The sequence below is a fragment of the Pseudomonas sp. GW821-FHT01E05 genome, from assembly GCF_059422425.1.
This window is the reverse complement of the sequence record NZ_JBWKWW010000001.1, coordinates 66,117-83,279: the sequence shown is the minus strand read 5'-3', so window position 1 is coordinate 83,279 and position 17,163 is coordinate 66,117. Positions and strand designations below refer to the sequence as shown.

At 58.8% G+C, this 17,163-nt stretch carries 22 protein-coding genes; 12 read left to right on the top strand and 10 right to left on the bottom strand.

What is annotated here, in order from left to right; genetic code table 11:
- Positions 1 to 45 precede the first annotated feature (45 nt).
- Positions 46 to 996 (top strand): choline sulfate utilization transcriptional regulator, encoded by a 951-nt coding sequence (locus AC07W5_RS00425; protein WP_494991088.1) that lies wholly within the window; start codon positions 46 to 48, stop codon positions 994 to 996.
- Here the strand turns inward: AC07W5_RS00425 and AC07W5_RS00420 are convergent.
- Entirely contained in the window at positions 983 to 1,654 is a 672-nt protein-coding gene (locus tag AC07W5_RS00420) for an NAD(P)-dependent oxidoreductase (RefSeq protein WP_494991089.1), read from the bottom strand. The two genes, AC07W5_RS00425 and AC07W5_RS00420, sit on opposite strands and share 14 nt — an antisense overlap.
- A gap of 83 nt (positions 1,655 to 1,737) precedes the next feature.
- Here AC07W5_RS00420 and AC07W5_RS00415 point away from each other — a divergent pair, with 83 nt between their 5' ends.
- Entirely contained in the window at positions 1,738 to 2,064 is a 327-nt protein-coding gene (locus AC07W5_RS00415) for a DOPA 4,5-dioxygenase family protein (RefSeq protein ID WP_495010526.1), read from the top strand.
- A gap of 431 nt (positions 2,065 to 2,495) precedes the next feature.
- Entirely contained in the window at positions 2,496 to 2,861 is a 366-nt protein-coding gene (locus AC07W5_RS00410; protein ID WP_495010527.1) for a DUF6124 family protein, read from the top strand.
- Positions 2,862 to 3,002: 141 nt separating this feature from the next.
- On the opposite strand, the gene AC07W5_RS00405 is transcribed toward AC07W5_RS00410, so the two are convergent.
- From AC07W5_RS00405 to trpB, 3 genes are all read right to left on the bottom strand, one after another.
- The gene (locus tag AC07W5_RS00405; RefSeq protein ID WP_495022602.1) at positions 3,003 to 3,443 is read right to left on the bottom strand and encodes an anti-virulence regulator CigR family protein; all 441 of its coding nucleotides are present in this window, start codon (positions 3,441 to 3,443) and stop codon (positions 3,003 to 3,005) included.
- Positions 3,444 to 3,563: 120 nt separating this feature from the next.
- A complete protein-coding gene (trpA, locus tag AC07W5_RS00400) occupies positions 3,564 to 4,376 on the bottom strand; it encodes a tryptophan synthase subunit alpha (RefSeq protein WP_495022601.1) in 813 nt (270 codons plus the stop codon).
- Positions 4,376 to 5,608, bottom strand: coding sequence for a tryptophan synthase subunit beta (gene trpB, locus AC07W5_RS00395; RefSeq protein WP_494991094.1), 1,233 nt, complete (start codon positions 5,606 to 5,608; stop codon positions 4,376 to 4,378). The genes trpA and trpB overlap by 1 nt, the downstream gene beginning before the upstream one ends.
- A 111-nt stretch (positions 5,609 to 5,719) precedes the next feature.
- On the opposite strand from trpB, the gene AC07W5_RS00390 reads away from it, so the two are divergent.
- The 3 genes from AC07W5_RS00390 to AC07W5_RS00380 all read left to right on the top strand — a co-directional run bounded on the left by AC07W5_RS00390 (position 5,720) and on the right by AC07W5_RS00380 (position 7,397).
- Positions 5,720 to 6,613 carry a LysR family transcriptional regulator gene (locus AC07W5_RS00390; RefSeq protein ID WP_495022600.1) on the top strand — a complete coding sequence of 298 codons (894 nt, stop codon included), beginning with the start codon at positions 5,720 to 5,722 and terminating at the stop codon, positions 6,611 to 6,613.
- Between the two features lie 219 nt (positions 6,614 to 6,832).
- Positions 6,833 to 7,048: a dodecin gene (locus AC07W5_RS00385; protein WP_495022599.1), complete on the top strand. Its 216-nt coding sequence runs from the start codon at positions 6,833 to 6,835 to the stop codon at positions 7,046 to 7,048.
- Positions 7,049 to 7,175: 127 nt separating this feature from the next.
- Positions 7,176 to 7,397 carry a DUF1161 domain-containing protein gene (locus tag AC07W5_RS00380; protein WP_494991097.1) on the top strand — a complete coding sequence of 74 codons (222 nt, stop codon included), beginning with the start codon at positions 7,176 to 7,178 and terminating at the stop codon, positions 7,395 to 7,397.
- A gap of 101 nt (positions 7,398 to 7,498) precedes the next feature.
- Here the strand turns inward: AC07W5_RS00380 and AC07W5_RS00375 are convergent, their stop codons facing one another.
- On the bottom strand, positions 7,499 to 8,500 hold the full coding sequence (locus AC07W5_RS00375) for an LLM class flavin-dependent oxidoreductase (protein WP_494991098.1): 1,002 nt from the start codon (positions 8,498 to 8,500) through the stop codon (positions 7,499 to 7,501).
- A gap of 241 nt (positions 8,501 to 8,741) precedes the next feature.
- Between AC07W5_RS00375 and AC07W5_RS00370 the strand changes: the two genes are divergently transcribed.
- Complete coding sequence (locus AC07W5_RS00370; RefSeq protein ID WP_494991099.1) at positions 8,742 to 9,173, top strand: OsmC family protein; 432 nt, start codon at positions 8,742 to 8,744, stop codon at positions 9,171 to 9,173.
- Between the two features lie 194 nt (positions 9,174 to 9,367).
- Positions 9,368 to 9,601: a DUF1161 domain-containing protein gene (locus AC07W5_RS00365; protein ID WP_495022598.1), complete on the top strand. Its 234-nt coding sequence runs from the start codon at positions 9,368 to 9,370 to the stop codon at positions 9,599 to 9,601.
- A 6-nt stretch (positions 9,602 to 9,607) separates the two neighbouring features.
- Here the strand turns inward: AC07W5_RS00365 and AC07W5_RS00360 are convergent, their stop codons facing one another.
- Both AC07W5_RS00360 and AC07W5_RS00355 read right to left on the bottom strand, forming a co-directional pair.
- Entirely contained in the window at positions 9,608 to 10,027 is a 420-nt protein-coding gene (locus AC07W5_RS00360) for a PA0061/PA0062 family lipoprotein (RefSeq protein WP_494991101.1), read from the bottom strand.
- A gap of 43 nt (positions 10,028 to 10,070) precedes the next feature.
- Positions 10,071 to 10,484 carry a PA0061/PA0062 family lipoprotein gene (locus tag AC07W5_RS00355; RefSeq protein WP_495022597.1) on the bottom strand — a complete coding sequence of 138 codons (414 nt, stop codon included), beginning with the start codon at positions 10,482 to 10,484 and terminating at the stop codon, positions 10,071 to 10,073.
- Positions 10,485 to 10,560: 76 nt separating this feature from the next.
- On the opposite strand from AC07W5_RS00355, the gene AC07W5_RS00350 reads away from it, so the two are divergent.
- Complete coding sequence (locus AC07W5_RS00350) at positions 10,561 to 11,706, top strand: aminopeptidase (protein WP_495022596.1); 1,146 nt, start codon at positions 10,561 to 10,563, stop codon at positions 11,704 to 11,706.
- Positions 11,707 to 11,745: 39 nt separating this feature from the next.
- Here the strand turns inward: AC07W5_RS00350 and AC07W5_RS00345 are convergent, their stop codons facing one another.
- Positions 11,746 to 12,396, bottom strand: a complete 651-nt coding sequence (locus AC07W5_RS00345; RefSeq protein WP_495010535.1) for an HAD family hydrolase — start codon at positions 12,394 to 12,396, stop codon at positions 11,746 to 11,748.
- A gap of 43 nt (positions 12,397 to 12,439) precedes the next feature.
- On the bottom strand, positions 12,440 to 12,985 hold the full coding sequence (locus AC07W5_RS00340; RefSeq protein WP_494991106.1) for a gamma carbonic anhydrase family protein: 546 nt from the start codon (positions 12,983 to 12,985) through the stop codon (positions 12,440 to 12,442).
- Positions 12,986 to 13,088: 103 nt separating this feature from the next.
- On the opposite strand from AC07W5_RS00340, the gene prlC reads away from it, so the two are divergent.
- Positions 13,089 to 15,140, top strand: coding sequence for an oligopeptidase A (gene prlC, locus AC07W5_RS00335; protein ID WP_495022595.1), 2,052 nt, complete (start codon positions 13,089 to 13,091; stop codon positions 15,138 to 15,140).
- Complete coding sequence (locus AC07W5_RS00330) at positions 15,137 to 15,412, top strand: YheV family putative zinc ribbon protein (protein WP_494991108.1); 276 nt, start codon at positions 15,137 to 15,139, stop codon at positions 15,410 to 15,412. Before prlC ends, AC07W5_RS00330 begins: the two co-directional genes overlap by 4 nt.
- Positions 15,413 to 15,469: 57 nt before the next feature.
- On the opposite strand, the gene AC07W5_RS00325 is transcribed toward AC07W5_RS00330, so the two are convergent.
- A complete protein-coding gene (locus AC07W5_RS00325; protein ID WP_494991109.1) occupies positions 15,470 to 16,114 on the bottom strand; it encodes a dual specificity protein phosphatase family protein in 645 nt (214 codons plus the stop codon).
- Positions 16,115 to 16,420: 306 nt separating this feature from the next.
- Between AC07W5_RS00325 and AC07W5_RS00320 the strand changes: the two genes are divergently transcribed.
- Positions 16,421 to 17,161 carry a gluconate 2-dehydrogenase subunit 3 family protein gene (locus tag AC07W5_RS00320; RefSeq protein ID WP_494991110.1) on the top strand — a complete coding sequence of 247 codons (741 nt, stop codon included), beginning with the start codon at positions 16,421 to 16,423 and terminating at the stop codon, positions 17,159 to 17,161.
- Positions 17,162 to 17,163: the final 2 nt, after the last annotated feature.

Here is a 17,163-nt window from a genome sequence, read left to right as displayed (position 1 = left end):
GGTGGTAAAGCCCATGCACGGCAATGACTAGGATAAGTACAGCTTATGTATGACGCTCTTGGCGATTTGTCCCTGGACCTGTTTCGCGCCTTCGAAGCCGCGGCCCGCCACCGCAGCTTTACCGCAGCGGCGGTGGAGCTCGGCACGACCCAGCCGGCCGTGAGCCAGCAGATCAAGCGGCTCGAGGAGCAACTGGGCACGCGCCTGTTCGACCGGATCTATCGCGGCATTGAACTGACCGAGGCCGGAACGATTCTGTTCGAACAGGTGCAGGCCGGATTGCAAAGCATTGACGCCGGCTTGAGCGCGATCAGCGCCCAGCATCAGCATGAGGTGTTACAGGTCGCGACTGACTTTGCCTTCGCCGCCTACTGGCTGATGCCGCGCCTGCAGCGCTTCCATGAAGCCAACCCGCAGGTCGACGTCAGCCTGGTCACCAGCGAGCGCAGTCATAACATGCTGCGCACGGATATCGATGTCGCCGTTTTGTTTGGCGATGGGCGATTCAAACAGGGTGAAAGCCATTGGCTGTTCAGCGAAGAAGTGTTTCCGGTGTGCAGCCCGCAGTTGCTCGAGGATCGCTCGACGCCCTTGCCTGCTCATTCGCTACTGGAGTTTCCACTGCTGCATCTGCGCGGTGAAAACAGCAGCCATTGGTTCGACTGGAGTGGCGTGTTTCGCGAGTTGGGCATTGCTTCAGCGCCTGCCCCGGGACCATTGCGCTTCGACAACTACACACTGTTGATCCAGGCGGCGATTGCCGGCCAAGGCGTGGCCATCGGTTGGCGCCACCTTGTGGATAACTTGTTGGAGCAGGGCTGGCTCTGTCGGCCGATAGCCGAAACGGCGATCTCACGTTTCGGCTATTACGTGGTTTTGCCCCAGCGCAAACGCCGCGGGCCGCTGATCCAGACGTTCGTCGATTGGTTGATGGCCGAGCAGGCCAGCAGTGCCGAATCGCTGACGGGTGTGGCCCTGCCGTCTATTGCGGTTTAGCGTCTGTCGCTACGAAACACACGTGCTCGCGGATGTGCAGATTCAGGCGCAGCTCATCGGCAATCCCGACTGCGACGCGGTTGAGCCGCTCAAGCACTGGGGCCAGCCCCGGCTCAAGGTGGCTGCTGACCCGGCTGAAATGTTCGATGGTCAGTCCGGCCACACCTCGCGGCGCGTTCACCAGCGTCCAGTGCAAGGTGCTGGCCTGCAGGGCTTCGAGGATTTCTTCGGCGGCGTGGTGTTGTAGGGGATCCCCCTCTTCCGGGTCATCCAGCACCGCAAAGCCCCCCACTAGAAACAACCGATGGATGCCCATTGCCTGCATTCCGACGATCAACGCATCGACGGCGCGGACCTGCTCTACCGGGTCGGGCGTCGTGGTTTTTTCGACGTGTTCATGACTCATCGGCAGTCCCGGTGCATCCAGCAGGCAGATCACTGCCGAACAGCCGGCGACGCTTTGCTTGACCCGTTCGGCATCGAACAGATTTCCGGTTTTGGTGCGCAAACCCGGGCGCGGTGCCAGAGCCGTCAGGTCATCGAGAATGGCGATGACTTCATGTTGGCGCCGCAGCATCTCAGCCATCAGCGCACTGCCGAGGCTACTCATGGCACCATAGAGCACCAGTTTGACCACCGGGGTTTCGGCGTTTTTCATGGCTGAACTTCCTTCTTTCCCACAAGTATAGGTGCTGACCTGTGGGCAACCGGAGGGGTTCGACATTGTCGCGAGGGTTTCAGATGCAACGAATCAAGGGCTACCACGCCCATGTCTATTTCGACGCCAACACTATCGATCAGGCCCGAGCCCTGTGTGAGCAGGCTGCGCAGTTATTTCCGCTGAAGATGGGGCGTGTGCATGAACGGCCAGTCGGCCCGCACCCGGACTGGAGCTGCCAGTTGGCCTTCGCCCCTGAGTATTTCGGCGACGTCCTGCCGTGGCTGGCGCTTAATCGCAAAGGCCTGGTGGTGTTTGTGCACCCCGATACCGGGGATAACCTGGCGGACCATGCCGAGCATGCCATTTGGATGGGGGCGGTAAGGCCGCTGGATTTGTCTATTTTTTGAGCAGTGCGATCGTTCCCACGCTCTGCGTGGGAATGCTTCAACGGACGCTCCGCGTCCGCTTCGACTGTGACGCGGAGCGTCACGGGCTGCATTCCCACGCGGAGCGTGGGAACGATCATTGGGGCGGGGGCGTCGGAGATTTCCTTCAACTTCTAGCGCCATGCATGAACTTGTGGAGCCTTGGATCGGGCACTAATCTGCGTCCGTCACCGCAAAATCGGTGACACGGACGTGCAAGTCCGGCTCGGTTCACAATCGGTTATGGCTATTCATCGAGCATTTTTTTATGCTCGCGAATCGTTATGGCGGCTGTGTGTGGGAGGCCTTTGGGTCTGCCGGGTTCCGAGACCGGTCTTGCACACCTATACACAGCCGCCACCTCTTTCGAAGCAAGCGAAACGGTGTCGGCTCCTTAATCTCGGAATCACATCATGTTCAAACCAACACCGAATCCCCCCGAAACCCTAAGCACCTCCCCCTACGAATCCCTCGATTCGACCAAACTCAACGACGCCGCCGAGCGCGCTCTTGATCATCACTTGGGCTCTAAACCTGACACCCAGCGCTTCGTCGGCACCCGCCCCGGCACACTGTTTATGGTGTCACCCGAAGCCAACACCGAAACCCTGTTGACCAACGCTTACGAGACACTCGCCTCGGTCAACGCCATGGCCTGCGATCTGGCCTTTGACCTCGAAGGCTCGCGTCGACATGTGGCGTTGGCCATCCAGCAGATGGTCGAGTTGGGCCAACTGCTGGTGAACCGGGCGCTGGACCTCGAAAACCCGGTGCACTGACGCGCGGGTCTTTGTGATCGTGTGATCGTTCCCACGCTCTGCGTGGGAATGCAGCCCGTGACGCTCTGCGTCACATTCGAGAGCGGACGCAGAGCGTCCAGTGAGGCCTCCCCACGCGGGAGCGTGGGTACGATCCTTGAGTCAATACAACACCCCTTCCAGAATTTCATAAACGATCCCGGTACCCACGGCGATCAGCACCACATCGGCCCCCATGCGCCGCCATTCATAACCGGGGTAATACGGCAGGTGGGACAGCGCGCGATCGTCCAGGCGTTCGCCGTAGTAGCCGTGAGGCAACGGCTGGCCCCGGACCAGATAGATGCCGTGTGGCGGTGGTGCGCCGCGGACAAACCACCCGTGGTTTTCACGAATGACCTGGCGGACCGGGCCGAAGTCCCGAGGTGGACCTGCGCGATGATTGTCGTCACGGTTGTAGCCGCGATGATCATAGTCTCGGTGTTCGTGTTGCCAGCCGCCGTGGTCATGATCGTCGCGCTCGTCGGCCATCACATGCACAAGCGGGCTGACGCTCAGCATCAGCACGCCCAGGCTGGCAATCAGACGTTTCGGCATTTTCATCAGGTCTTCCTCACAGCACGAACAGCAAAAAGGGGTTCAGAACCCGGTTCTGAACCCCTCGGTCTTGCTATTTAGTCTGTGGCTTAAGGCTTTGATTCCTCTGTATCAGGAACTTTACCTTCAGCTGACGCGGGCTTTACGCACGCCTTCGGACAGTGCTGAACACAGGCTGAGGACACCGCTGACGGCCTGCTCGGAAGTTGTGGCATTGGCGATCTGGTCGATCAGCGCCGAACCCACCACAACACCGTCAGCCAAGCGAGCGATGGCTGCAGCCTGTTCTGGCGTGCGGATGCCGAAACCGATGCTGATCGGCAGATCGGTATGACGGCGCAACCGCGCAACGGCTTCTTCGACGTGCTCCAGAGTCGCGGAACCTGCACCGGTCACACCGGCCACCGAAACGTAGTAAACGAAGCCGGAACTGCCGTTGAGAACAGTCGGCAGACGCGCATCGTCGGTGGTCGGCGTGGTCAGGCGGATAAAGTCCAGGCCAGCGGCCTGGGCCGGGTCGCAGAGTTCGCCGTTATGCTCCGGTGGCAGGTCGACGACGATCAAACCATCGACACCCGCCTCTTTCGCCTCAGCGATAAAGCGCGGCACGCCGTAGTGGTGGATCGGGTTGAAGTAACCCATCAGCACCAGCGGAGTGTCGCTGTTGCCGGAGCGGAACTCGCGGACCATTTGCAGGGTTTTGGCCAGGTTCTGATGGGCCCCCAGCGCACGGATGTTGGCCAGTTGAATCGCCGGGCCATCGGCCATTGGATCGGTGAAGGGCATGCCCAGCTCGATCACGTCGGCGCCGGCGCCCGGCAAGCCTTTGAGGATCGCCAGGGACGTGTCATAGCCCGGATCGCCGGCGGTGATGAAGGTCACCAGGGCGGCGCGGTTCTGTTCTTTGAGTTCGGCAAAGCGTGTTTGCAGGCGGCTCATTAGTGTTTCTCCTGCTGGGACTGTTCCATGTGGTGCATCACGGTTTGCATGTCTTTGTCGCCACGGCCGGAGAGGTTGACCACCATCAGGTGATCTTTGGGCAGGGTTGGCGCGCGTTTGAACACTTCAGCCAGGGCGTGGGCGCTTTCCAGCGCCGGGATGATGCCTTCCAGACGGCAGCATTTGTGGAATGCGTCGAGAGCTTCGTGATCGGTGATCGAGGTGTATTCGACGCGGCCGATGTCATGCAACCAGGCGTGTTCAGGGCCGATACCAGGGTAGTCCAGGCCGGCGGAAATCGAGTGGGCGTCGATGATCTGGCCGTCGTCGTCCTGCAGCAGGAAGGTCCGGTTGCCGTGCAGCACGCCCGGCAGACCGCCGTTCAGGCTGGCGGCGTGTTTGCCGGTTTCGATGCCGTGACCGGCAGCTTCGACACCGATGATTTTCACACTGGTGTCATCGAGGAACGGGTGGAACAGGCCCATGGCGTTGGAACCGCCGCCGATGCAGGCCACCAGGCTATCGGGCAGACGGCCTTCTTGTGCCTGGAGCTGGTCGCGGGTTTCCTTGCCTATGACGGCCTGGAAGTCGCGAACCATCGCTGGGTATGGGTGCGGACCGGCCACAGTACCGATCAGGTAGAACGTACTGTCGACGTTGGTCACCCAGTCACGCAGAGCTTCGTTCATCGCGTCTTTGAGGGTACCAGTGCCGGCGACCACCGGGATCACTTCGGCACCCAGTAATTTCATGCGGAATACGTTGGCTTGCTGGCGTTCGATGTCGGTGGTGCCCATGTAGATCACGCAATCGAGGCCAAAGCGTGCGGCCACGGTGGCAGTAGCCACGCCGTGCATGCCGGCGCCGGTTTCGGCGATGATGCGTTTCTTGCCCATGCGCCGGGCCAGGAGGATCTGGCCGATGCAGTTGTTGATCTTGTGCGCGCCGGTGTGGTTGAGCTCTTCACGCTTGAGGTAGATCTTGGCGCCGCCGCAGAATTCGGTCAGGCGCTCGGCGTAATACAGTGGGCTTGGACGGCCGACGTAATCGCGCTGGAAGTAGGCCAGTTCTTCGATAAATGCTGGATCTTCCTTGGCTGCTTCGTATTCGCGGGCCAGGTCGAGGATCAACGGCATCAGGGTTTCGGCCACGTAGCGGCCGCCGAACGCGCCAAACAGGCCGTTGGCATCGGGGCCGCTGCGCAGATTGGATGGGGTCGTAGTCTGGGTCATGGGGCGCTCCATCGAATGGGTGGAAGAACAATGGCGTTCACTCTACCCCTGACGATCCGGGCTGAAAACCGATAAGATCGCCGAAACCTGTCAGGAAAACTCACAGATCACATGAGCCATGACCTTCCCCCGTTGAACGCCCTGCGCGCCTTCGAAGCGACTGCCCGATTGAACAGCGTTAGTCAGGCTGCCGACCAGCTGCACGTTACCCACGGCGCCGTTAGCCGGCAATTGAAGGTGCTCGAAGAGCATCTCGGCGTGAGCCTTTTTATCAAGGATGGGCGCGGCCTTAAACTCACAGATGCCGGTATGCGATTGCGTGACGCCAGCAGCGACGCCTTCGAGCGCCTGCGCACGGTTTGTGCCGAGTTGACTCAAGGCGGTGCTGACGCGCCGTTCGTACTTGGTTGTTCGGGTAGTTTGCTGGCGCGCTGGTTCATTCCGCGTCTGGGGCGATTGAATGCCGATTTGCCGGACCTGCGTTTGCATCTGTCGGCCGGTGAAGGCGATCTCGATCCACGACGGCCGGGGCTGGACGCCTTGCTGGTGTTCGCCGAGCCGCCGTGGCCGGCGGATATGCAAGTGTATACGCTTGCGAGCGAACGCATCGGCCCAGTAATGAGCCCGCTTTTCGCCGGTTATGAGCAGTTACGTCAAGCACCGGCCGAAGCGTTGCAGCGTGAGGCGTTACTGCACACCACTTCCCGCCCGCAAGCCTGGCCCAATTGGGCACGACAAAGCGGCATCGACGTAAAAACGTTGAAGTTCGGTCAGGGGTTCGAGCATTTGTATTATTTGCTGGAAGCCGCGGTGGCAGGCCTTGGGGTGGCGATTGCCCCTGAGCCGTTAGTGGCCGAGGACGTACGAGCCGGTCGCCTGGTTGCGCCGTGGGGCTTTTGTGAAACCCAGGCACAACTGGCGTTGTGGTTACCCAAGCGCGCCGCGGACGGGCGCGCTCGGCAGTTGGCGCAATGGCTCAAGCATGAGCTGCGCCAACCGACTTGAGCAGGCTCTCGATCTCGGCTTCGATGCTGTGCAATGAGGTTTTACGTAATAAGGTGGTGGTCATGATGACGCTCCTGCATTGATGATCAGTGGCGTGTGTTGTTTGGGACTTCAGGGGGGGGAAAGAGCAGTAAATCTGAACGTTCTCGTGGGAACGGCCTGCAGAAGAAATAAGAAAAATCACTGCTAGGCTGTATTTCACACCCTAAGGAGAACGCCATGAGTGACCATCACACCTACAAGAAAGTCGAACTGGTTGGCTCTTCCCTCAACAGCATTGAAGACGCCATCAACAACGCTCTGGCTCAGGCCAGTAAAAGCATCAAATTCATGGAATGGTTCGAAGTGATCGAAACCCGTGGGCATATCAAGGACGGCAAGGCAGCACACTTCCAGGTCACTCTCAAAGTCGGATTCCGGATTGCCAGTAGCTGAGATTGAGCTAGGCTTCTGAGCCTGTGCGCTGGCCGATTGCCATAGTGAATGGCAAAGCGCCACAGACGTGAGCGCGTCAGCGTCGAACGTTGACGCCTCTTTTTGATCCGACCAGGGAATGTGACCGATGAAGAAATTTATTTTGGCGATAGGTCTGCTGAGCATTGCGGGGACAGCCCTTGCTGCAGGCAAATCGTGCGAAACACTGAAAGGCGAGATTGCGGCGAAACTCGATGCCAGGCACGTTTCTGGCTATTCGCTGGACATCGTTGATAAAGGCGCTGCGGCTGGTGGGAAAGTGGTCGGTAAGTGCGAAAGCGGCAGCAAGGTCATCGTCTACAAGAAGTAGGATTGTTCCCCCCCTTGTAGATGGAAAAGCCGACGCGGTTGCGTCGGCTTTTTTTATTGATTCGCCCCGAATCCTGTTCTCGGCGCTCCATTTGATCCGGTTCAGCCTTTCATGACCTGCGCCAACAATTCGTAGGAATGCAGTCGATCGGCATGCTCGTACAAATCACAGGTGAAAATCAGCTCATCGGCACCTGTCTGTTCGATCAGCACTTCCAGTTTCGCGCGGATTTTCTCCGGGCTACCGACCATCGCCAGACCAAGGAAGCTCGCCACCGCTTCTTTCTCATGGGGCAACCACAGGCCGTCCATGGTTTTCACGGGTGCGCGCTGCACCAGACTTTGGCCGCGCATCAGGGCCAGAATCCGTTGATAGACCGAGGTCGCCAGGTAATCGGCCTGCTCGTCGGTATCCGCGGCCACCAGCGGCACGCCGAGCATCACGTAAGGCTTGTCGAGCACTGCCGAAGGCTTGAAGTGATTACGGTAGACGCGAATGGCTTCGTGCATATAGCGCGGTGCGAAATGCGAGGCGAAGGCGTAGGGCAAACCGCGCTCCCCGGCCAGTTGCGCACTGAACAGACTTGAACCCAGCAGCCAGACCGGCACGTGGGTGCCGGTGCCCGGAACGGCGATCACTTTTTGATCAGGTGTGCGCGGGCCGAGGTATCTCATCAGTTCGGCCACATCTTCGGGGAAGTCGTCGGCGCTGCCGGAACGTTCACGGCGCAGGGCACGGGCGGTCATCTGGTCGGAACCGGGTGCGCGGCCCAAGCCGAGGTCGATCCGGCCCGGATACAGGCTTTCCAGGGTTCCGAACTGCTCGGCGATCACCAATGGGGCGTGATTGGGCAGCATCACACCGCCGGAGCCCACGCGAATGGTCGAGGTACCGCCGGCCAGATAACCGAGCAGCACGGAAGTCGCGGAGCTGGCGATACCGTCCATATTGTGGTGTTCGGCGACCCAGAAACGGTTGTAGCCGAATTTCTCGACGTGTTGCGCCAGGTCCAGCGAGTTGCGCAGCGATTGCGCCGGGCTGCCATCCGCGCGGACCGGAACCAGGTCGAGGGTCGAGAACTTGATGTCAGACAGTCGTTTCATAAGCCTGCTTCTCCGTTGGGTGTGCAGGCTTTTGTCACGAGCCAAAACCTGCCGATTTCTATAAGCGTGTTCTATGCAATGTGGGCATATACCCGAGATTCAATAGCAGAGCTGATTTTGCCTGCCAGATAAGCGGTTTGATCCGACAAGGTGAACTCTGCCAGACCTTCTATTCTCAGAACCCTAGTAACGGAAAACCATGAAGGCGCGATCCTTCGCGCTGGATCTTGAGGAGGCACAGATGAGTATCAAAAAGAAAGCATCGGCTCATTGGGTCGGTGATCTGAAGACTGGGCTTGGCTCCATCTCGACCGAAACCGGGGCTCTGAGAAATGCACCTTATGGCTTCAAGGCACGCTTCGAAGGCGGCCCGGGCACCAACCCGGAAGAGCTGATCGGTGCAGCTCATGCGGGTTGTTTCTCCATGGCCTTTTCGATGATTCTCGGCGAGGCCAACCTCAAAGCCACCAGCATTGATACCAATGCCGAGGTGACGCTGGATCAGGTGGACGGTGGCTTTGCAATTACCGCCGTGCATCTGACGCTCAAGGCGAAAATCCCAGGCGCCAGTCAGCAGCAATTCGACGAGCTGAGCAAAAAAGCCAAAGAAGGTTGCCCGGTGTCGAAGGTGTTGAATGCCAGGATCACGCTTGATGGGACGTTGTTAGACTGATCCAGAAGTCTGGTGTGACGTAAAAGATCGCAGCCTCTGGGCAGCTCCTGTAGGTGCTGCCCAGAGGCTGCGATCTTTTTGGGTGTCCCCCCGGATTTGAGCCAAATCAGAACTCGGTTTGCGAAACTGTGGTCGAATGAGTGCGTGCGGCTTCTGCGTATGACAGTGCGCGCCGCATCAAGGGAGTTTTGACCATGAAACGTTTTGCTTTGGCGATTATCTGTTGCGCGCTGACCACCTCGGCCCTGGCGGCAACGAAGTCTTGTGAAGAGCTCAAGGCCGAGATCGAAGCAAAGATTCAGGCCAACAACGTGGCGTCCTACACGTTGGAGATCGTGAGTAATGACGAGGTGCATGATCAGAATATGGTGGTCGGCACCTGCGAAAACGGCACCAGGAAAATCATCTATCAGAAGAACGACCGTTAAGCCCTGTTACGGTACGCAATTGACCATCCGATCTTCTGCCACGATCTCGCCTTTGGCGTTATACAGCCGGGCGCTGGCGTCGAAGGACAGCGAGCGGGCTTCCAGTCGGTAACGCTGGCCCGCCTCGAAGTGGTCGTAGCGCACTGTCAGGTAACAGAGGCGCACCCGCGGTTGTATCATCATGCCTAATTTACCTGCAAATGTTTCGAAATCGAAGCGCACTACCAGTTCATGGCTGCCGGGTGTGACCTGAAAAAAACGCCCGTCGCTCAACCGCTGGTGATCCAGACGCTCGGCCAATATCACCCTGGCGCCGGGGGTCGGGGTGGCGAGGTCGATCCAGGCTTGTTGCGGATCGACACTCGGTAAAGGGCTGGTGCAGGCACTGAGAGTGGTCAGGGCGAGTAAAAGCAAAGACTGGCGCATGATGTCGGCGATTGAGATCAAGATACATTTAGCATAGCTCCGATCAGCTTCGTTGACAGCCTCTGGGGTGTCCTTGACCTACTACCCTCATCTGCTGGTCATAGAGCTTGGCCCATGGCCGGAAGCCGATGTTCCCGGCGTGCAGTTGATAACGTTGACCGGCGTTGAAGTCATTGAATTTCACACTCAACTGACAGTCGCGCCAAAGCCGTTCGGTGTCCGGACCGATATTGGTCGGCTCTACCGAGAATTGGTAACGAACAGTCAACTCATGGCTACCGGGCTGAACTTCGAAATAGCGCTTGTCGGTTGAGGTTTTTCCGTCGACTTTCAGCGCTTGCAGCGTCGTGTCCTGATGCGCTTTGAGATCGATCCAGGCTTGCGCCGGATCAGGGGTGGGCAGACCAGCACAGCCAGCTAACATCAGCAGGCCACCCATCAGCATTAACACGCGCATAGCGAAGCTCCAGGAAGGCGAGATAGTCTTGCAGCAGACATTCACGGGATGGTTCGATTTGGATAGGCAGCAGCGTATGAGCCATGGGGTACTCGACCGTCTTTTATGGCTTTTGTTTCCAGGGTTGTTGCTTTTGCTGCTGAACGGTTGTTCCAGCGTCAGTTATTACAGTCAATTGGCCAGCGGTCAGTGGCAGCTACTGCAGGCCCGCGAGCCTGTGGCCAAGGTGATTGCCGACCCTGCTCGTGACCCGAAGCTGCGCGAGCGTCTGGCCCAATCGCAGAAAGCCCGCGACTTCGCCAGTGAGCACTTGCACCTGCCCAATAACAAAAGCTATCGCCTGTACGCCGATATCGGCCGGCCTTATGTGGTGTGGAACGTGTTCGCCACGGCCGAGTTTTCCCTGACGCCGCAACATCATTGTTTCCCGATTGCCGGTTGTGTCGCCTATCGCGGTTATTACAGCCAGGGCGCGGCGCGAGGTGAGGCGGCGTTGCAACGCCAGCAAGGCATGGATGTGTCGATCAGCGGCGTCGAGGCCTATTCGACCCTGGGCTGGTTCAACGATCCGATTATCAATTCGATGATGGGTTGGGGTGATGAGCGACTGGCGACGCTGATCTTCCATGAGTTGGCGCACCAGCGTTTTTATGTGAAGGACGACACCGAGTTCAACGAGTCTTTCGCCAACTTCGTCGAGCAGGAAGGCACTCGCCAGTGGCGTGCGGCCCGCGGGTTGCCGCCAGCCAGCGAGGCTGATGTGCAGCAGCGGGATCAGTTTATCCAGCTGCTTCTGGACACCCGCACACGGCTTGAGCGGCTGTATGCATCAGCGCTGCCGACCACGCAGATGCGCCAGCGCAAAGCTGAGGAGTTCGAGCGGTTGCGCCGCGACTATCGACAACTGCGTGACAGCCAATGGGCCGGTGCGAATCGTTACGACGCCTGGATCAACGCGCCAATGAATAACGCTCGGTTGCTGCCCTTCGGACTCTACGATCAGTGGGTGCCGGCGTTTGCGGCGTTGTTAAGGCAGTCGGGTGGGGATTGGGTGAGGTTTTATGGCGAAGTGGAAAAGCTGGGGGCCTTGCCGGTTGAGCAGCGCAGGGCGGCGCTGAAATCGTTGGCCGGCTCCAAAATACCACTGGCAGTACAAAAGCCATCGCGGGCAAGTCGGATCGCCGCACCGCTCGCTCCTACGGGGTCAATCGGCGGCGGTTAGACATCCTGTAGGAGCGAGCTTGCTCGCGATTCGATTTGATTAGCGCTGCAAAAACGCCTGATGCAACTCAGCCAGCGTCTCGAAGTGATAAGCCGGCTGCTCAGCGCTTAATTCTTCACGGCTACCAAAGCCGTAGCCCACAGCTGCCGCATCCAGCCCGTTGCGCCTGGCGCCGATGAGGTCGTGTTTGCGGTCGCCGATCATCAGTGTGTCGCTTGGGTCGAGACCTTCTTCGGCCAGCAGATGGCAGATCAGCTCGACTTTATCGGTACGGGTGCCGTCCAGTTCGCTGCCGTAGATCACTTTGAAGTGCCTGGCGAAATCAAAGTGTCGGGCAATTTCCCGCGCAAACACCCAAGGTTTCGAGGTCGCGATATACAGCTGCCGCCCTTGCCCGCTCAGGGTTTCAAGCAGTGGCGTGACACCGTCAAACACGCGGTTTTCATACAGCCCGGTGACCTTGAAGCGCTCACGATAGAAATTCACCGCCTCCCAGGCCCTGGCCTCGTCGAAGTTATAGAACTGCATGAAAGCCTGCAGCAGCGGCGGGCCGATAAAGTGTTCAAGCCTGGTCAGGTCCGGCTCATCAATGCCCAGTTTGCTCAGCGCGAACTGGATTGAACGTGTAATGCCTTCGCGAGGGTCGGTCAGGGTGCCATCGAGGTCGAACAAAACAGTTTGGTAATGCATGGTGATTCCTGAGTAATAGCGCTAGCCACACAGGCCGCTAGGGTCAAGCCTGGTCGTAGCCTTCGGCCAGATGGAGATCCTTGAGCTTCACGTAATTGGCCGCGCTGTAGGTGAAAAAGGCGCGCTCTTTGTCAGTCAGCGGCCGGACCTGTTTGACCGGGCTGCCCACATAGAGAAAACCGCTCTCCAGGCACTTGCCTGGTGGTACCAGACTGCCGGCACCGATGATTACGTCGTCTTCCACCACCGCGCCGTCCATGACAATGCTGCCCATGCCAATCAGGATTCGGCTGCCAACAGTGCAGCCGTGGAGCATCACTTTGTGGGCGATGGTCACATCATCACCGATCAGCAGAGGGAAACCGTCCGGATTGAAGGGACCTGCGTGAGTGATGTGCAACACGCAGCCGTCCTGCACGCTGGTGCGCTCCCCGATGCGGATGCGGTGCATGTCGCCGCGGATCACCGTCAACGGCCAGATCGAGCTGTCAGCACCGATTTCAACGTCGCCGATGACCACCGCCGAGCAGTCGACAAAAGCCCGCTCGCCCAGTGTAGGCGTGTGGTTCTGGTAGGTGCGAATGGCCAAGTTGCGTTACCTCTGTGACATTTATTAATGGGGTTGATAGCTGCGGTGAGCGTCGATTGTAATTAAGATGGCCCAATGTTTCTTCCAGCCAAGGTGCCAAACCGTGAGCGTGAACAACCCTCTTCTGCAGCCCTACGACCTGCCGCCGTTCTCGGCGATCCGCGCCGAGCATGTGCAACCGGCCATTGAACAGATCCTCGCTGACAACCGCGCCGCTATCGCTGGCATCCTCGAAAGTCAGGGCAAACAGCCTACCTGGGCCGGTCTGGTGCTGGCCATGGATGAACTCAACGATCGCCTGGGCTCTGCCTGGAGTCCGGTCAGCCATCTGAATGCCGTATGCAATAGTGCTGAACTGCGCGAGGCTTACGAGTCCTGCCTGCCAGCACTGAGCGCCTACGCCACCGAGTTGGGCCAGAACCGCGAATTGTTCGAGGCCTATGAAGCGCTGGTCAACAGCCCGGAAGCGGCCGGTTTCGAGGTCGCGCAAAAAACCATTCTTGAACACGCGCTGCGTGACTTCCGTCTGTCGGGTATCGATTTGCCTGCGCCTGAGCAAAAGCGTTACGCCGAGGTCCAGAGCAAACTGTCCGAGCTGGCCAGCCGTTTCTCTAACCAATTGCTCGATGCCACCCAAGCCTGGACCAAACACATCACTGACGAAGCAGCCCTTGCCGGCCTGACCGATTCGGCCAAGGCGCAAATGGCCGCCGCCGCCCAGGCCAAAGACCTGGAAGGCTGGCTGATCAGCCTGGAATTCCCAAGCTACTTCGCGGTGATGACCTACGCGCATGACCGCGCATTGCGCGAAGAAGTCTACGCCGCTTACTGCACCCGTGCGTCGGACCAAGGCCCGAAGGCCGGTCAGAACGATAACAGCCCGGTGATGGAAGAGATCCTCGACCTGCGTCAGGAGCTTGCAAAACTATTGGGTTTCACCAGTTTCTCGGAGCTGAGCCTGGCGACCAAAATGGCCGAGTCCAGCGATCAGGTGCTGAGCTTCCTGCGCGATCTGGCCAAGCGCAGCAAACCGTTCGCCGCGCGGGATCTGGAGCAACTGAAGGCTTACGCCGCTGAACAGGGCTGCCCGGATCTACAAAGCTGGGACAGCGGTTTTTACGGCGAAAAACTCCGTGAACAACGTTACAGCGTCGCCCAGGAAGCCCTGCGTGCGTACTTCCCGATCGATAAAGTACTGAGCGGCCTGTTTGCCATCGTCCAGCGTCTGTATGGCATCGAAATCGCCGAGTTGAAAGAATTCGACACGTGGCACCCGGACGTTCGCCTGTTCGAAATCAAGGAAAATGGCGAGCACGTCGGGCGCTTCTTCTTCGATCTGTATGCCCGCGCCAACAAGCGTGGCGGTGCCTGGATGGACGGCGCTCGCGACCGTCGCCGTACTGCTGAAGGCGTGCTGCAAAACCCGGTGGCGAATCTGGTCTGCAACTTCACCCCGGCGGTCGGCGGCAAGCCTGCGCTGCTGACCCACGATGAAGTCACCACTCTGTTCCACGAATTCGGTCACGGTCTGCATCACCTGCTGACCCGCGTCGAATACTCCGGTGTGTCCGGTATCAACGGCGTGGCGTGGGATGCGGTCGAGTTGCCAAGTCAGTTCATGGAAAACTGGTGCTGGGAGCCGGAAGGCCTGGCGCTGATTTCCGGTCATTACGAAACCGGCGAGCCGCTGCCGCAGGACTTGCTGCAAAAAATGCTCGCAGCGAAAAACTTCCAGTCCGGGCTGATGATGGTTCGTCAGTTGGAATTCTCGATGTTCGACTTCGAACTCCACTCCACTCATGGCGACGGCCGCAGCGTGCTGCAAGTGCTCGAACGCGTGCGCGACGAAGTTTCGGTCATGCGTCCGCCGGCCTATAACCGCTTCCCTAACAGCTTTGCGCACATCTTCGCTGGCGGTTACGCGGCGGGTTACTACAGCTACAAATGGGCTGAAGTGCTATCGGCTGATGCATTCTCGAGGTTCGAGGAAGAAGGTGTGTTCAACGCCGACACCGGTCGCGCGTTCCGCGAAGCGATTCTGGCGCGCGGCGGTTCTCAGGAGCCGATGGTGCTGTTCGTCGATTTCCGCGGACGTGCGCCGTCAATTGACGCACTCTTGCGCCACAGCGGCCTGAGTGAGGACGCGGCAGCATGAGTGACAGGCCTGTGAGTAAAACCAAAAAACGCTTCATCGCCGGGGCAGTCTGCCCGGCGTGCAGCGAGCCGGACAAATTGATGATGTGGAGCGAAGACGACGTGCCGCACCGCGAATGCGTGGCCTGCGGTTATAGCGACACGCTCAACGAGCAAGGTCTGTCGGTACCCAAGGAGTTGGGTACGCGGGTCAATACTTCAGCGTTGAAAGTGCCGGATGCCAAGGTGCAGACCGTGCAGTTTTTCCCCAATCCGAAGTTGAAAAAAGATTGACGATCCCCTCGACCTGCCAGTCTCCCACGGGGCTTGGCAGGTTTTCTCGCAGAGTGCTTATTGCGTGTCGGCGGCTTTGAACCAGCTTTTGACCGAGCAGGTGGCGAACACACTGGTACTGCACGCACCGCTGACCAGCGCAGCGCGCAGCTTTTCGATGTCAGCCTTCATCATGTAGCGAATCCCGTCCTTGAAGTGGGTGCTGTCGCCAAAGCCGCCTTGGGTCATTTCGTTCAAGGCGTCCTCCTTGCTCCAGCCCTGCACCACCACCCGGTACATCGCGGCCATCAGACCGGTGCGGTCCGAGCCATGTTTGCAGTGAATCAGTACCGGACCTTTGCTTTCAGCGGACTTGATTGCCCGCAAGGCCCTCAGTACCTCGGCGTCATCGACATGGTTGGTTTTATACGACAGGTGCACCTGGGTAATGCCCGGTGCCGACAACCAGTTGGAGTCGGACTCCGGCAGGAAGTTGATGACCGTCCCGACCTTGAGTTTTTCCAGCGACGGCACCGCTGCGCGATCGGGTAGCGTGCTGCGGTAGAGCGTCGGGGACATCTGGTAGAGGTTGTACTGCGCGTCGACCGGCTGAGCCCATTCGGCGGGGCGGGTCGACTGGGTTTCGTCAGCCTGAACCTGAGCTATCGCAAAGAGCGCCATGAAAGAAAAGCACAGTGCGGGTAAGACGCGGGTTTTCGACATGCGTGAGGGGGCCGTGAATGAGAAATGGGCGAGTGGAATCTAGCGTGGGGCCGAATGGGTCAAAGGCCCGTGAGTGGCTTGTCAAAGAATCGTGAAGTCTGTTGGGACGGCGGGATTATCGAAAACTCTGCAATTTTAAGCTGAATCGATTCATCTTTATGCTTAGCCTGCTACCATTTGTAACTAAAATTTGCTGATGTGCTCTTTTCCTTCGGGTTGAGCTCGACCCACATCGCTGCCAAAAAAACGACAAGCTGCTCTTTAGATGCGGCTGATAAATCCGTGAATGCCTGATGAGGTGCACCCATGTCCGATCAAGATCGAGACAACCCGCGGCGTGAGTTTTTACGCAAATCCCTGACCTTGATCCCTGTGGTCACCGTTGCCAGCACTGCGCTGGGCAGCTCCGTGCTGCTGGCGGCACCTGAGGCGGCTCCTGCCAACCCGGGCAAGACGCCTGTCAGCAGCGCTGCCTATGAGCCGGTTTTTTTTACCGCCCAAGAGTGGGCGTTTATCCAGGCTGCGGTCGCGCGTCTGATTCCCGCCGACGAACAAGGCCCGGGAGCCCTCCAGGCGGGTGTGCCTGAATACATCGACCGGCAAATGAACACGCCTTACGCCGCTGGAGCCTTGTGGTACATGCAAGGGCCATTCAATGCCGACGCGGCACCGGAAATGGGCTGGCAGAGCAAGTTGGTGCCCAAAGAGATCTATCGCCTGGGTATTGCTGCGACGGATGCGTGGTCAAAAACGCTCAACGGTAAGCTATTTGCTGCGCAAGACAGCGCTACCCAGGACGATTTGCTCAAGCAACTTGAGGCCGGCCAAGCGCAATTCGACAGCGTACCGTCGAAGATTTTCTTCAACATCCTGCTGCAAAACACCAAGGAAGGGTTCTTCTGCGACCCGATCCACGGTGGCAATAAAGGCATGGTCGGCTGGACCATGATCGGTTTCCCCGGCGCTCGCGCCGATTTCATGGATTGGGTGGAACGCAACGAGCAATACCCCTTCCCGGCAGTGTCGATTCGCGGCGAGAGGGCTTGAGC